The organism is Streptosporangium lutulentum (assembly GCF_030811455.1).
In the GTDB taxonomy this organism is placed as follows: domain Bacteria; phylum Actinomycetota; class Actinomycetes; order Streptosporangiales; family Streptosporangiaceae; genus Streptosporangium; species Streptosporangium lutulentum.
Map to the genome: position 1 here is coordinate 7,443,090 of NZ_JAUSQU010000001.1, position 15,230 is coordinate 7,458,319.

General features: G+C 68.2%; 13 protein-coding genes. 9 read left to right on the forward strand and 4 right to left on the reverse strand.

The annotated features are described in order from the left end of the window. The first annotated feature begins 132 nt into the window (after window positions 1-132). From J2853_RS33345 to J2853_RS33355, 3 genes are all read left to right on the forward strand, one after another. Window positions 133-2,382: a hypothetical protein gene (locus J2853_RS33345; protein WP_307564677.1), complete on the forward strand. Its 2,250-nt coding sequence runs from the start codon at window positions 133-135 to the stop codon at window positions 2,380-2,382. Between the two features lie 168 nt (window positions 2,383-2,550). Further along, window positions 2,551-2,721 (forward strand): hypothetical protein, encoded by a 171-nt coding sequence (locus J2853_RS33350; protein WP_307564678.1) that lies wholly within the window; start codon window positions 2,551-2,553, stop codon window positions 2,719-2,721. Window positions 2,722-2,763: 42 nt separating this feature from the next. Then, complete coding sequence (locus tag J2853_RS33355; RefSeq protein ID WP_307564679.1) at window positions 2,764-3,114, forward strand: hypothetical protein; 351 nt, start codon at window positions 2,764-2,766, stop codon at window positions 3,112-3,114. A gap of 322 nt (window positions 3,115-3,436) precedes the next feature. On the opposite strand, the gene J2853_RS33360 is transcribed toward J2853_RS33355, so the two are convergent. After that, a complete protein-coding gene (locus J2853_RS33360) occupies window positions 3,437-3,886 on the reverse strand; it encodes a MarR family winged helix-turn-helix transcriptional regulator (protein WP_307564680.1) in 450 nt (149 codons plus the stop codon). Window positions 3,887-4,125: 239 nt separating this feature from the next. On the opposite strand from J2853_RS33360, the gene J2853_RS33365 reads away from it, so the two are divergent. From J2853_RS33365 to J2853_RS33375, 3 genes are all read left to right on the forward strand, one after another. Further along, window positions 4,126-5,088, forward strand: coding sequence for an ATP-binding cassette domain-containing protein (locus J2853_RS33365; RefSeq protein ID WP_307564681.1), 963 nt, complete (start codon window positions 4,126-4,128; stop codon window positions 5,086-5,088). Window positions 5,089-5,117: 29 nt separating this feature from the next. Then, complete coding sequence (locus J2853_RS33370; RefSeq protein WP_307564682.1) at window positions 5,118-5,873, forward strand: ABC transporter permease; 756 nt, start codon at window positions 5,118-5,120, stop codon at window positions 5,871-5,873. 290 nt (window positions 5,874-6,163) lie between these two features. Further along, the gene (locus J2853_RS33375) at window positions 6,164-7,102 is read left to right on the forward strand and encodes a DUF8094 domain-containing protein (RefSeq protein ID WP_307564683.1); all 939 of its coding nucleotides are present in this window, start codon (window positions 6,164-6,166) and stop codon (window positions 7,100-7,102) included. A 194-nt stretch (window positions 7,103-7,296) separates the two neighbouring features. Here J2853_RS33375 and J2853_RS33380 read toward each other — a convergent pair whose 3' ends face one another. The 3 genes from J2853_RS33380 to J2853_RS33390 all read right to left on the reverse strand — a co-directional run bounded on the left by J2853_RS33380 (window position 7,297) and on the right by J2853_RS33390 (window position 9,813). After that, the gene (locus J2853_RS33380) at window positions 7,297-8,487 is read right to left on the reverse strand and encodes a TolB-like translocation protein (RefSeq protein ID WP_307564684.1); all 1,191 of its coding nucleotides are present in this window, start codon (window positions 8,485-8,487) and stop codon (window positions 7,297-7,299) included. Further along, window positions 8,484-8,984, reverse strand: a complete 501-nt coding sequence (locus J2853_RS33385) for a SigE family RNA polymerase sigma factor (RefSeq protein WP_307564685.1) — start codon at window positions 8,982-8,984, stop codon at window positions 8,484-8,486. The genes J2853_RS33380 and J2853_RS33385 overlap by 4 nt, the downstream gene beginning before the upstream one ends. 355 nt (window positions 8,985-9,339) lie before the next feature. Continuing rightward, complete coding sequence (locus J2853_RS33390; protein ID WP_307564686.1) at window positions 9,340-9,813, reverse strand: hypothetical protein; 474 nt, start codon at window positions 9,811-9,813, stop codon at window positions 9,340-9,342. A 622-nt stretch (window positions 9,814-10,435) separates the two neighbouring features. On the opposite strand from J2853_RS33390, the gene dnaE reads away from it, so the two are divergent. The 3 genes from dnaE to J2853_RS33405 all read left to right on the forward strand — a co-directional run bounded on the left by dnaE (window position 10,436) and on the right by J2853_RS33405 (window position 15,227). Continuing rightward, complete coding sequence (gene dnaE / locus J2853_RS33395) at window positions 10,436-13,984, forward strand: DNA polymerase III subunit alpha (RefSeq protein ID WP_307564687.1); 3,549 nt, start codon at window positions 10,436-10,438, stop codon at window positions 13,982-13,984. Continuing rightward, a complete protein-coding gene (locus tag J2853_RS33400; protein WP_307564688.1) occupies window positions 13,981-14,328 on the forward strand; it encodes a DUF6300 family protein in 348 nt (115 codons plus the stop codon). Before dnaE ends, J2853_RS33400 begins: the two co-directional genes overlap by 4 nt. A 212-nt stretch (window positions 14,329-14,540) precedes the next feature. Then, window positions 14,541-15,227: a DNA alkylation repair protein gene (locus J2853_RS33405; RefSeq protein WP_307564689.1), complete on the forward strand. Its 687-nt coding sequence runs from the start codon at window positions 14,541-14,543 to the stop codon at window positions 15,225-15,227. The last annotated feature ends 3 nt before the right edge of the window (window positions 15,228-15,230 follow it).

Genomic DNA, 15,230 nt, shown 5'->3' on the forward strand with positions numbered 1-15,230 from the left:
TCATCCGGCGGTGCCGGCCGTCAATCCCGCCATATCTCTTCTCATTGGCTACACGTGCCGAAAGCGACGCGGCTAGCCTGAGCCCATGTGGCTGCGGAGAGTGCTCGGATCGGCCGGTTTCGCAGGTGTGGCTTGACCGTGATCGATGAGGCGGCCCTGTTACGGGCCTGCGCGGCGGGCCGGGTCCTGAGTGCGCGGGCCGGCGAGGAGCTCATCGTCGAGGGCCGTCTGATCCGTGAGCTGTGCCGTCGGAGCAAGGAGGAGATCGACCCTCGCGGGCCGGCGATCGAGGGCGCCAGGATCAGCGGCGAGCTCGACCTGAGCGGGATGGAGGTCCCCTACCCTCTCCGCTTCACCGGCTGTGTGTTCGATCAGCCCGTCCATCTGGACGGTGCCGACCTGCACTCGCTGGCGTTCGACGACTGCACGGTGCCCGGGGTCCTGGCCAACGGGCTAAGGGTCCGCCGCGATCTGGATCTGTCCAGGTCGCGCGTCACCGGCGACCTGTGGACCTCTGCCAGCACCTCCTGCAGCGCGGCCGTCTGGCTGTGCGAGTCGGAGATCGGTGGACGCCTGCTCTGTTTGGACACGGTCATCGACTCCTCGATGCGGGCGGTCCAGGCCGACCGGATGCGGGTCGGCGGGACGATCCGGCTGCTGCACGGCTTCGAGGCACGCGGTGGGCTGCGGCTGCTGGGGATCCAGGTGGCGGGCTCGCTGGATCTGACCGGCGCCCGGCTGACCCGTCCCGACCGCGGACTGGCCCTGGACCTGGGCGACGCGCAGATCGGCGGCAGCGTCTTCCTCATCGACGACCAGACGGGGCGCCGCCCGCTGATCCGTGGCCGCGTCGACCTGGGCAACGCCCGGGTCTCCGGCCAGTTCCTGATCCGCAACGCCACCTTCGAGCCCACCGAGGCGGTCAGGCGCGCCGGATACTCCACCAAGCGCGGCGGTGGGACCGCGATCAGTGCCCCCGGCCTCTTCGTCGGGGGAGATCTCAGCGTCGAGGGCAAGTGCCGACTCGGCGGCGGCGTGGACCTCTCCATGGGCTCCTTCAGCACCATCCGGATCCACGCAGGATGTGAGCTCACGGCCGGTGGCGGGCGCGCCCTCGATCTGACCAACGCCGAGCTGCGCTCCAGCCTCCTCATCGAGGAAGGGGTGGCGGTCCAGGGCACTCTGCGGCTGGCGGGGGCGCACATCAAGGGCGACCTCACTCTCCGGGGAACCAGATGGAGCCGGCCGGAGAAGAGCTCGCTCATCGACGCGCAGGGCGTGGTCGTCGACAGCGTGGTGAACCTGCAGGATGTGAAAGCCGTCGGCGGCAGGCTGGGCTTCCGCTCCGCGACGATCGGCGGCATCCTGGACGCCCGCAACGCCCGCCTGCGCAACCCGGGTGGCGAGGCGCTCTCGCTCCAGCAGGTGGTGGTGCGGGGGTCAGTACTGCTCTCCAGAGGATTCACCGCCGAGGGCCGGGTGCTGCTGAACCGGTGCGCCGCGGAGGGACGGATCTATTGCGAGAGCGGCGTCTTCGCCGAAGGGATCGAGGCGGTCTCGGCCACGGCACGCGGCGGCGTGAACCTGCACTGGGCCGAGGTCCCGCCGCTGGTGAACCTGACCGGCGCGTCCACCACGGTGCTCGCCGACGACCCTGCCAGGTGGCCACGAAACTCGATGATCGCGGGATTCGTCTACGACCGGTTCGACGGCGCCTGGGACTGGCGGGCCCGTCGCGACTGGCTGCGCGGGATGGTCCCCTTCGACGCCGGTCCCTACGAGCAGGCGGCCAGGGTGTTCCGCCAGCACGGCCACTCCGTGGAGGCCGAACGGCTGCTCATCGAGCAGCGCCGGCAGGCCAGACGGGCACCGTCGCCGGATGGCCGCTCGCCGCGCCGACTGATCAGGAACGCCCGCGACCTGCTCTACGGGCTCACCGTCGGCTACGGCTACCGGCCGGGCCGGGTGCTGTGGCTACTGGGCGCTCTGCTGGCCCTGGTAGGCGTCATGATGCTGAGCCCCGCGGTCCAGCAAACCCTGCGGGCCACCGATCCGCGCGGAAACGTCTACGCGGTGGACGGCCGGCTGGTCACCGTGGACGACGTGGCGACTCCGGGGGACGGCACCGCGACCGTGGCGGGGCGCGGCGCCCGTCCCGGGCCGTGCGGGGACGGGCAGGTGCGCTGCTTCGACCCGCTGTTCTACACGGTGGACACCGTCATCCCGCTCATCTCGCTGGGCCAGCGCGCGACGTGGTACCCCGAGACGCGCAGCCCTGCGGGGGCGACGACCTCGGCGCTGTTGAACGTGGCCGGCCTGCTGGGCTGGTTGCTGTCGACCGTCGTCGTGCTCTCCTTCGCACGGCTCGCCAGACCGGCGTGATGGCTCTGACGTGTGGGAACGCCGCGCTGTTCACCGCAGCGCCAGGTCCGGCGGGATCCGTCGCGATCGCGGACGCCGCCTTCTCGCGAAGACCGTTTGTGTGTCGTAGTGCACGCTCGGCTCTATGTGTGTACTCGTACGCAGAACGAAGGCTTTCGTCTTCCTAATGTGAGTGATGTCCGAAACGAGCGGCCAACAAAAAAGCTCACCGGACGCAGGTTCTCCCCCGAACGCCCTCACTCCAAAGGAAGTCCCCTCATGCGTAAGCTCCGCAGCGTCCTGGTCGGCACCGCCCTGGCCGGCGCTCTGGCCGCCGGTATCGCCGCCGCCCCCGCCTAGGCCGCCACCGCCACCACCGCGAGCGCCGCGAGCACCGCCTCGGTGGTGCAGGCCCAGTACGCCAAGCACTGGTTCTCCGGCTCCTCCGGCTACGGCCGCGGCGAGTCACGCGGCGAGCGCTCCACCTACAAGGGCTCCTGGTACTACGCGAACGGCCGCTACTACTTCGACCTCGAAGCATGGGACCACGACCGCGACCGGCAGAACACCTACGTCGACTTCTCCTACCACGACAACCGCGGCTGGCACACCAAGCGGTTCGCCACCGGCGGCCACAGCCGGTGGACGTTCAGCTACAGCGCCCGCGGCGGCTTCGACGGCTTCCGCACCCACATCGGCGAGGGCACCTCCCGCGACTTCGACTGGGGCACCTACTACCGCCACTCCTTCTGAAACCCCATCGGGCACCTCACCCCGATGACCCGACCATAGGAACCAAGAGCGGGCACTCCATCAGGAGCGCCCGCTCTTCCTCGTTCCCGAGACACGGGCAGGCAACCGAGACCGACGCCGGCTCCGTACCCCGGACGGGGCAACCGGCCACGGCGGATGTGCGACGGCCTTCCTGAGCTGGTCGTTCGCAAGAGCCGGTGACCGTATCGGTCTCGGTCAATGGGCGCGGGGGTGAACGACTCGACCGCCTACGCGAACAACAGTGTCTACGGCCGGCTCCGCGCCGACGTCGACGACCTGCGTCGTCACGGCCGGAGCGCCCTCACGTTCCCGCCAGCCAGGTCTCGTCGTCGGTGGCGTGGGCCAGCAGTCGCTGCAGGAGCGTGCGCAGCGTCTCGACCTCGGACGGATCCATGTCGCCGAGGAAGTCGGCTTCCATCCGCATCAGCGGCCCCTCCGTGTGGGCGACCAACCGCCTGGCACCCGGTGAGAGGACGAGCCTGCGGGTCCGGCCCGTCGCCCCGGGCAACCGCCTCAGGTGACCGGCCCTCTCCAGCTCACCGACCAGTTCGTGCAGGGACTGCCGGGAGACGCCCAGTTGCCGCGCCAGCTCCGACATGGTGAGCTCCGGCTCGATCTGGAGCTGCACCAGCAGCCCGAACTTCCGCACGCTGAGGCCGTACGGACTCAACTCCTCGTCAGCCCGTCGGGCCGCGAGGGTGAAGGCATAGGCCAGCAGGTACGGGATGGGGGGCTTCGGCTGCGGCTGCACGCCCTCACGATACGGTCCGCGCCTGCCGGAGCCCGGCGAATACTGTCAGGGACCTTAACGGTTTAGACGTATTTCAATCTAAGCTTTTTCAGCCGCCACAACCGGTGCCGACCGACGCGAGCATCCCGAAACACCCGATCCGCCCCGCCGGGCGTGGTCTCGCCGTGCCCGAAACACCTGATCAGCCCCGCCGAGGGGTGGCTTCGCCATGCCCGAACCCACACGCGCTGGAGGAACAGATGATCCACACTCGCGGACTGACCCGTCATTTCCGGGTCAAAGGAGAGACCGTCGAGGCCGTGCGCAACCTCGACCTCGACGTCAAGGAGGGAGAGCTGGTCGCCTTCCTCGGCCCGAACGGCGCGGGCAAGTCGACCAGCCTGCGCATGCTGACCACCCTGCTCCCGCCCACCTCGGGCAACGCGACCGTCGCCGGATGCGACGTGCTGACCGACCCCGAGGGCACACGCCGGCACATCGGCTACCTCGGCCAGGGCAACGGCGCGGGCAACCATTTCCGGGTCCGCGACGAGGTGGTGACGCAAGGACGCTGCTACGGACTGAGCCGGACGGAGTCACGAAGGCGAGCGGACGAGCTGCTCGCCGTACTGGACCTCGAATCCCTGGCCAATCGGGAGGCGGGCACGCTCTCCGGCGGTCAGCGCAGGCGCCTCGACATCGCCATCGGGTTGGTCCACCGGCCGCCGCTGCTGTTCCTGGACGAGCCGTCCACCGGGCTGGATCCACACAACCGCGCCAACCTGTGGAAGCACATCCTGCGGCTGCGCGACGAGCACGGCATCACGATCTTCATGACCACCCACTACCTGGACGAGGCGGACACGATGGCCGAGCGGGTGATGGTCATCGACCACGGACGGATGATCGCCGACGACACCTCGGAGAACCTGAAGGCGAACCTGGCCGGCGACAGCGTCACCGTCACCACCGGCGACGAGGCGGACGCCAGACGGTCCGCGGAGATCGCCGGACGGATGCCGTCCGCACGCGAGATCACCGTCGACGCCATGACGATGAACCTGCGCGCGTCCCGCGGCAACGCGCTGCTCCCGGATCTCCTCCGGTCCCTGGACGCCGCCGGGGTCAGGGCACTCACCGCCGAGGTCAGGCGCCCCACGCTCGACGACGTCTTCCTCGCGCTCACCGGCCGCAGCCTGCGCGAGGGTGACGGCGCCCAGTGACCCCGATCTTCCACCCAAGGAGCCCGAACGTGAACGTCCTCAGTGCCGCCGGCATCGTGTTCGCCCGTGAAATCCGTCCCAGCCTGCGCAATCCTCTCGGCCTCGCCTTCACCATGCTCGAACCGCTGGTCTTCCTTCTCCTCTTCGGCCCGCTGCTGTCCGGCATGCCGGGAGTCGGGGAGGGGGCACCGTGGCAGTGGTTCGTACCGGGGATCCTGGTCATGCTGGCCCTGTTCGCGACGACGGGCGCGGGATACCTCCTGCTCATCGAGATGGCTTCCGGCTCCCTCGAACGAATGCTGGTCACCCCCCTGAACAGGACGGCGATGATGATCGGCCGGAACCTGAAGGAGATGGTGACGCTGCTGGCGCAGGCCATCCTGATCGTCGTCGCTCTGCTGCCGTTCGGTTTCCGGCTCTACCCCCTCGGCGCGCTGACGGGACTTCTCATCCTGGCGGCGTTCGGCCTCGGGCTCGGCGGACTGACCTTCGCGCTGGCCATCGCCGCCAAGCATCACGAGAACCTCTTCTACGGCGTGCAGCAGGTCGTGCTCTTCCCGCTCCTGCTGCTGTCCGGCGTGCTGATGCCCATGGACGCGGCTCCCGCCTGGCTGTCCGTCCTCTCCCAGGTGAACCCGGTGACCTACATCGTCGACGCCGAACGAGCGCTGTTCGCCGGCGAGTTGTCCTCGGCAGCGGTCCTGCACGGCGCGATCGCCGCCGCGGCCACGGCCGTGGTGGGTCTCGCGCTCGGGACACGAGCCATGCGCCGCGCCTCCCTCTGACCGCCCTTCCGGCAGTCGCACGACTTCCGGACAGTGACCCCGCCGCCCGGCAAGGCACCCTCCCGTGCGGAGTCCACGCGGACTCCGCACGGGCTCCGCGCGCAACCGGCTCGCGTCACTGACCGCCGGGGAGGAAAACGTGGTCAGGGCACCGGCCGGTGGCCTGCCGAACGCGGAGGCCGGCGGGGGCTCACGCCGAGGCTGCGCCATACGGTGCCTCGGACCGATCTGGGCGTTCGATACGGTCTCTTGGTCATGTTTGTCGCAATAAAGCGAAGGAATTCGGCACTGTGCGAAAAGCGCTGCTCATCGTCATCCTGATAGCGAGTCTCGCCGGCTGCGGTTTTGTGCTCAATCCCGTCGCCTACCTGGTCGGCCCATCGGATACAGCCCCCTCATCCGCTGCGGCACCCACGCCCGTCCCCGTTTCCACCCCCACCCCCACCCCCACCCCCACGCCTACGCCTACGCCTACGGCCGAGGGCATCCGGCTCACCATCGCCGACGCCAAGAAGGAAGCGGCGGCCTGGTTCGCCAGGAACAATCAAATGATCAAGGATCGCGACTGGTGGGACGACCCCTCCAAGCGGGACGCATTGTTCGCAGAGGGCACCAGGCACGAGGTGGTCATCGACCAGGGCCATGTGGAAGACGGGGACAAGAGCAGGATCCGCAAGCCGATCCTGCTGACCGGCAGGCAGACGTACTACGTGCCCCGCGAGCAGCCGTCCGACGGAGAGTGGTTCATCCTTCATACGACCTACAAGGGGCAGGACCGGTCGAGCGTCCTGGCATTCTGGCGCTGGAAGGGCGAGTCCTTCAAGCTGGCCGCGAAGACCCCGCTGCACTACGGCCAGCGGGTGCCGGCGCCGCGCCTGGACGCCGAAGGCTACGTCACCGCCGCCTCGGACGGCGATGGCGCGGGCAAGGAGTATCTGGCCTTCTGGGACTACCCCAACAACAAGGCGGGAAAGAACGGCTACCGGCTGGCCAAGGACAACTTCAGCCGCCTCGCCTACGCCAAGGTCTCCAAGGGCCTTTACATGGCGTATGAGTCCCACACCTACCCCTACGGCTTCAGCGTCGAAGGCGGCGGCTCCTTCTACCTCTTCAGCCTGCTCAACAACCCGGAGATGATCACACAGGTCTACACCGTGGGCCTGTATGTGAGCCCGGAGCGCAAGGGGATCAAGGAGATCCAGGAGATCGCCGGCGACTGGTACGCCTGACGCTCCGTTCCTTCGTGAACAAGCTTCTCGGCCCCATCGGGACGTCGGCCGCGTCGGCGGAGGGAAAACGCGGCACCGCGGACAACCAGGGGTCATCCGCGGTGAACCGCTACGTGGCGGCCGGGACACGTTCGGGAGAAGACCCCGAGCCGCCGCGCACCGCCGGGCCCGCCGAGGAGAGGTCCGGCGGCGGACTACCGGATCTCGGCCAGGTCGATCATGTAAAGGTCGTCCCCGAGTGTGTAGCTGAGGAGTCTGCCGGTCGAATCCTCGGACGGCAGGGTTATGAAGGAGCCCTCCCCTCGAATACCCAGGTAGCCCGATTCACCGGTGTTCAGGTCGTACAGTCCCACGCCCTCGAACTTCTCATCGCCGTATGCCGAGACGTAGAAGCGATCCTGAGTCGGCGGGATCGCGCTGGACACCCTGGTAGGCACCATCTTCTGTGAGGAGCCGTCCCGATGCCGGAAGAAGGTCTGGAATTCCGAGGTGGTGCCCAGGCAGATGGTCACGCCACAGGATCGGATCACCTCGCCGGGGTGGGTGACGGCGGCTCTGGTCTCGCCGGTCTCCACGTTCAGGATTCGGGCGAACACGGTGCCTTTGGGCTCGCCTCCTCTCCCCGGCGTGCCGATCCACGGCCAGGACAGCAGATGCATCCCGGTGCCTCCCTCGACCGGTTCCACCGTGCCGCCCTCCAAGGGGACGGAGAAGACCCCGCCCGTGTAGAGCGAGAAAACAATCTTGCCGTTGGCCACGGTGAGATTGTCGATCCCGCTGCCGTCCCCCTCCTTGATGCTCTGGTCGGCGACGATCTTCGCCGTCCCACCGTCCACCGGCACGGCCCAAAGGTGTGCGACGCGGTCCTTCGTCGAGGTCCACCACACCACGTGTCCGTCGCCCACGGCGAAGCCGTTGGCGGCGCCCGCCGGGCTCTCGGGCGACGGCAGGTCAGCGATCTTGCGCCGCGAGTCGCCGTCGAGGTCGTAGGCGTAGACGGCGGTCGGCTGGTCGAACCCCGCCGGAGCCGTCACGAGCAGCGTACGGTCGTCGATGAACGTCTCCGGTCGCCATGACGCCCCGTCGGGCCCCTTCGCCGGGACCTTCCGCACCGCCTCCGGCCAGACCTTCTCCACGTGCTCGGCCGGCGTCGCGGCACGCGCCTCCGAAGCGGTCGTGGTCGTCATGACGTCGCCGCCGGGCACCACGGCGACGGCCCCGCCCGCGACCAGCACGACCGCCGCGGCGGCCAGCGCCACCCGGGTCCGCCGCCTCCTGCGCCGGTGGATCCGCTCAAGCCGCTCAGGCAGCAGGGCGGGCAGGCGGGGCGCCTGCCCGGCGGCCTGGCCGAACGTCCTGCGAAGAGTCTCCTCAACCTCGGTCATCGTACGTTCCCCCTGGTCATCGGCTTGGTCGGAACAGCGCCGCGGAGCTTGTCGAGCGCGCGGGCGGCCTGGCTGCGTACCGTGCCGCGCGAGATCCCGAGTACGGCGGCGATCTCGGCGTCGTCGAGTTGCTCGTAGTAGCGCAGCACCAGCACCGCGCGCTGCTTGCGCGGCAGACCGGCCAGCGCCTGCCACATCCTTCGCTCGTCGCCGCTGGGCAGCGAGTCGTGGTGCTCGCGCTCCGGCAGATCCCAGGCGAGCTGCTCGCGTTTGCGTAATCGCCAGGTGGCGATGTGCAGCCTGGCCATCGTGGTACGGGCGTAGCTCTCCGGGTTCTCCTTCGAGTGCAATCGATGCCAGGCGCCGCGCAGCTTCAGCAGCGCCTCCTGGACCAGGTCGGCCGCGTCATGCGGATTGCCGGCCAGCATGTAGCCGTAGCGCAGCAGCGCGTCGCCGCGTTCGGCGACGAACTCCGCGAAACGGGGATCAGCTTCCAACAGCCCTTGCCTTTCGTCGGTCCTTCACCTCTGAGAGGGGCCAGGGGCGGAAACTGTTGCATGAAGAGACTCTTCACCTCGAACCGAGCCTGCTCGCGAAGGATCCGGCGGAGTCCGTCGCCGGGCCGGGCGCGGCGTCCGATCGGCCGGGCTCACCGAGCCGATCGTGGCCCCGGCGCTGGAGACCGTACACGCCCGAACCCGGCCGGCGGCGGTCAGGTCGCGCACGGCGCCTGCGTCGGCCTGGGTTGCCTGCCCGCGTCTCGGGAACGAGGAAGAGCGGGCGCTCCTGACGGAGTGCCCGCTCTCGGTTTCCCTATGGTCGGGTCATCGGGGTGGGGTGCCCGATGGGGTTTCAGAAGGAGTGGCGGTAGTAGGTGCCCCAGTCGAAGTCGCGGGAGGTGCCCTCGCCGATGTGGGTGCGGAAGCCGTCGAAGCCGCCGCGGGTGCTGTAGCTGAACGTCCACCGGCTGTGGCCGCCGGTGGCGAACCGCTTGGTGTGCCAGCCGCGGTTGTCGTGGTAGGAGAAGTCGACGTAGGTGTTCTGCCGGTCGCGGTCGTGGTCCCATGCTTCGAGGTCGAAGTAGTAGCGGCCGTTCGCGTAGTACCAGGAGCCCTTGTAGGTGGAGCGCTCGCCGCGTGACTCGCCGCGGCCGTAGCCGGAGGAGCCGGAGAACCAGTGCTTGGCGTACTGGGCCTGCACCACCGAGGCGGTGCTCGCGGCGCTCGCGGTGGTGGCGGTGGCGGCCTGGGCGGGGGCGGCGGCGATACCGGCCGCCAGAGCGCCGGCCAGGGCGGTGCCGACCAGGACGCTGCGGAGCTTACGCATGAGGGGACTTCCTTTGGAGTGAGGGCGTTCGGGGGAGAACCTGCGCCCGGTGAGCTTTGTGTTGGCCGCTCGTTTCGGACATCACTCACATTAGAAAGACGAAAGCCTTCGTTCTGCGTACGAGTACACACATAAAGCCGAGCGTGCACTACGACACACAAACGCCCCTTCCCTCGGGTTCCGGTGACCGCGAGCGAAGCGATCTGCGGTCAGGGCGGCCGGGCCGGCGCGTTCCGTCTCTTCGGTGCGCGGCTCATGGCTCTGACCGTTCACGCGACGATCGACGCCGTCGCCGTCCGGCTCCTCACCGGTCTCGACCCCGCCCTCGCCGCCGTGGAACCGGTCACCGCCTTCGGCCTCGCCACCCGTGACGGAGACCGGCCCCTTTCGGACGGCGCCCGCAGGCGAGAGCAGCCGCCCCGCCGGCGGAACCGAGCCAATATCCCCAGGCCAGAAGGCCGTATCGCGACATTTGCAAGACTCTTCCGGTGGATGTGCCGAGGGTCGTTGTGCGACCCGTACCCGCCTGTGAGGCTCGGGGGAAGGGTGGTGAGAAACAGGGCTGAAGGGCGTAAGCTCCGGGGCCAGCAACCGGCGTTCAGATCGTAGAAAAGGGGCCCAGGTGACCAAATCGTTTGCGCATCTGCATGTACACACCGAGTATTCGATGCTCGACGGCGCAGCGAAGGTCAGCCCCTTATTCGCGGAGACGTCGCGATTGGGCATGCCCGCCATCGCGATGTCCGATCACGGCAACATGTTCGGCGCCTACGAGTTCCAGCAGGTCGCGGGGAACCACGGCGTGAAGCCGATCATCGGGATCGAGGCCTATGTCGCCCCGGCGTCCCGGTTCGTGAAGAAGCCCATCTTCTGGGGGGCCGGCGGGCAGCGTGCCGTCAGCGACGACGGCGAAGGCAGCAAGGACGTCTCCGGCGGCGGCAGGTACACCCACCTGACCATGTGGGCGGAAGACGCCACCGGTCTGCGCAACCTGTTCAAGCTCTCCTCCCTGGCCTCCATCGAGGGCTACTACGGCAAGCCCCGCATGGATCGGGAGCTGATCGCGGACAACGCCCGGGGGATCATCGCGACCACGGGCTGCCCGTCGGGGGAGGTGCAGACCCGGCTGCGACTCGGTCAGTACGACGAAGCGGTCAAGGCCGCGGCGGCCTACCAGGACATCTTCGGCAAGGAGAACTACTTCCTGGAGTTGATGGACCACGACCTCGACATCGAGCGCCAGGTCCGCGAGGGGCTGCTCCGGGTCGCCAAAGAGCTCGGCATACCGCCGCTGGCCACCAACGACAGCCACTACGTGCTGGAGGACCAGGCCGACGCGCACGACACCCTGCTGTGCATCGGGGTCGGCAAGAACAAGGACGACCCGAACCGGTTCCGCTTCAACGGCTCCGGCTACTACCTCAAGACCCCCGAGGAGATGCGGGAGCTGTTCCGGGAGTTGCCGGACGCCTGCGACAACACCCTGCTGATCGCGGAGCGCGTCGGCGACTACAGCGAGGTTTTCGCCCACGTCGACCGGATGCCGCAGTTCGACGTGCCCGAGGGCGAGACGCAGGCGTCCTGGCTGCGCGCGGAGTGCGAGCGGGGCCTCAAAGAGCGCTACGGCGACAGTCCCGGCCAGGAGGTCCTCGACCGGCTGGAGCTGGAACTCGGCGTCATCTCTCCGCTGGGGTTCGACTCCTACTTCCTCGTGGTCGCCGACATCTGCCGCTACGCGCGTGACAACGGCATCCCGGTGGGCCCGGGACGTGGTTCGGCGACCGGTTCGATCGTCGCCTACCTGACCCGCATCACCGAGCTGGACCCGCTGGAGCACGGCCTGCTGTTCGAGCGGTTCCTGAACCCCGAGCGCGTCAGCCCGCCCGACGTCGACCTCGACTTCGACGACCGCCGACGCGACGACATGATCAACTATGTCACCCAGAAGTACGGCGCGGCCTATACCGCGCAGGTCAACACGTTCGGCATGATCAAGGCCAAGGCCGCGGTCAAGGACTCCGCTCGTGTCCTCGGCTACCCCTTCCAGGTGGGCGAGCGCATCACCAAGGCGATGCCGCCGGACGTGATGGGCAAGGGAGTCCCCCTCACCGGCATGTTCGACGAGGACCACCCGCGCTACAGCGAGGCCGGCGAGTTCCGGGCGATGTACGACAGCGACCCGGACGTCAAAAAGGTCGTCGACACCGGCCTCGGCATCGAGGGACTGATCCGCAACACCGGCGTCCACGCCGCCGCGGTCATCCTCTCCTCCGCTCCGCTGCTTCAGTTGATCCCGCTGCATCGCCGCGACAAGGACGGCGTGATCATCACCGGGTTCTCCTACCCGCAGTGCGAGGACATGGGCCTGGTCAAGATGGACTTCCTGGGTCTGCGGAACCTGGGCGTCATCGACCACGCCATCCAGATCATCCGAGAGCACCGGGGGGTGGAGATCTCCACCGAGAAGATCCCCCTGGATGACGCCACAACCTATGAGCTGATGGCCCGCGGCGACACCCTGGGGGTGTTCCAGCTCGACGGCGGCCCCATGCGCAACCTGCTGAAGCTGATGGTGCCCACCCGATTCGAGGACATCGCCGCGGTCCTGGCCCTGTACCGGCCCGGACCGATGGCCGCCAACGCGCACATCAACTACGCCGACCGCAAGAACCACCGCCAGGAGATCGCCCCGATCCACCCCGAGCTCGAAGCGGCGCTGGAGCCGATCCTCGGCACCACCTTCCACCTGCTGGTCTACCAGGAGCAGGTCATGGCCATCGGCCGGGAGCTGGCCGGCTACAGCCTCGGCGGCGCCGACCTGCTGCGCCGGGCGATGGGCAAGAAGAAGAAATCGGAACTGGACAAGCAGTACGAGTTCTTCGAGCGCGGCATGAAGGACAACAACTACTCCGACGAGGCCATCAAAGCCTTGTGGGACGTGATGCTGCCGTTCTCCGGTTACGCGTTCAACAAGTCCCACACCGCCGGATACGGCCTGGTCGCCTACTGGACGGCCTACCTGAAGGCGAACTACCCGGCCGACTACATGGCGGCGCTGCTCACCTCGGTCGGCGACGACAAGGACAAGGCGGCCATCTACCTCGCCGAGTGCCGGAAGATGGGCATCCAGGTGCTGCCGCCCGACGTCAACGAGTCCTCCCTGCACTTCGCTCCGGTCGGGAAGGACGCGATCCGGTTCGGTCTCGGCGCGGTCCGCAACGTCGGTGAGACCCCGGTGGAGGCCATCCTCGCCGCCCGCAAAGCCACGGGGGCCTTCACGGACTTCAACGACTTCCTGGCCAAGGTCCCCCTTACGGTGTGCAACAAGCGGCTCATCGAGTCGCTCGTCAAGGCGGGGGCGTTCGACTCGCTCGACCACCCGCGCAAAGCGCTGATGATGATCCACGAACAGGCCGTCGACAGCGTCATCCCGATCAAGAAATCCGAGGCCCACGGGCAGGACTCGCTGTTCGGCGACGACGCGGGCGGCGTCGACGAGACCTTCGCCGTCTCGATCCCCGACGGGGAATGGGACAAGAAGACGCGGCTCGGCTTCGAGCGGGAGATGCTCGGCCTGTACGTGTCCGACCATCCGCTGGCCGGCACCGAACGGCTCCTGGCCCGCAACCGGTCCCACACGATCGTCGACCTCCTCGAAAACGGCCAGGACCGCACCGACGCCAAGGTGTGCGGGCTCATCACCAAGGTCGACAAAAGGGTGAACAAGGCCGGGAAGGTCTGGGCGATCATCGTCGTCGAGGACATGGACAGCGCCGTCGAATGCCTGTTCTTCCCGAAGAACTACGAGCTGTACGCGCCGGAGCTGCGCGAGGACGCCGTCGTGTCGGTCAGCGGAATGGTCAGCAGCCGCGACGGCGCGATCTCGATCTTCGCCAACGACCTCGTTCCGATCGATGTGTCCGGCGTGACCAGCGACTCCGGGCACCCGGTCACCATCACTCTGCGAGAAGAGCGCGTCACGCCGGATCTGCTCCATGAGTTGCGGAACATCTTCAAGACCCACCAGGGAAAGGTGCCGGTCCGGATCCACCTGCACCGACCCGGCGCCAAGGTCCTGATCATGGCTCTGCCGGAGTTCTCGGTCAGAGCCGAACCATCGTTCGCCGCCGATATCAAGACATTGGTAGGGCCCGAGGCGATCAGCTTGTGACCGACGCCCCCCTGGAGATCCGTTCCGTCCCGGAGCCGTCCCCCTGCCCGCGCTGCACAGGAAAGGGCAGCTTGTCAGCGCGGGTCTCCTACGGGTGGACCAACTCCCGGGGCATCGACGTACGCGGCTGGAACCACGTCACGCTGTGCGCCGGCTGCGACGCCGACGCTCCGCACGCGGCCCCGCTCATCACGTGGTTCCATGTGCACGGCAGCGTCGTGGGCGACAACTGCGAGGAGTTCGTGGTGCTCCTGACCGACTGGGCCGAGCACGTGCGAGTGCCGGAGCTGGACCAGGCCGCGTTGGAGGAGGAGATCGACGCCTGGCGGTGCGGCGAGCTGTGACAGACGAGCGTGCGTGCCCGCCGATCGTCCGGCCAAGAGACCCGAGCCCCATCGGCGGCTCGGAACGAAAGCGAGGGCCGGGGAAGAGAACCGCTGCGAATGTGTGAGGGCTCGGGATTTCGTGTCGGTGACCGCCGCCGAAACGGTGTGTACGACAGGAGGCCGGCTCCCGTCATAGGCTGGATCTCGCCCGCGATGGACAGGAGTCCGAGATGGCCGAGACGACGCTGACCGAGACGACGGTGGCCGAGGTGACGGCCGAGCTGGCCGAGCTCGAAGACCCGAAGATACGCGCGGCGAACGAGAGACACGGTGACGATCACGGGGTGAACCTCGGCAAGCTGCGCGCGCTCGCGAAGCGGCTGAAGACGCAGCAGGAACTCGCGCGCCGGCTCTGGGAGACGGATGACACCGCGGCGAGACTGCTGGCGATCCTGATCTGCCGCCCGAAGGCGTTCGAGCGTGACGAGTTGGACGTCATGGTGCGCGAGGCGCGTGCGCCCAAGGTGCACGACTGGCTCGTGAACTACGTGGTGAAGAAGAACCCGCACTCCGAAGAGCTGCGCCTGGCCTGGTCCGCCGATCCGGATCCGGTGGTCGCGAGTGCCGGCTGGGCGCTGACCATCGAACGGGTGGCGAAGAGGCCCGAAGGCCTCGACCTCGCCGGACTGCTCGACGTCATCGAGGCGGAGATGAAAGGCGCCCCGGATCGCCTGCAGTGGGCGATGAACCACTGCCTGGCTCAGATCGGGATCGAGCGCGCCGAGCACTGCGCCCGCGCGCTCGACATCGGTGAGCGCCTGGAGGTGCTCAAGGACTACCCGACGTCCCCGGGCTGCACGTCTCCGTTCGCGCCCATCTGGATCACCGAGATGGTGCGCCGGCAGCACGACAGCTAGGAA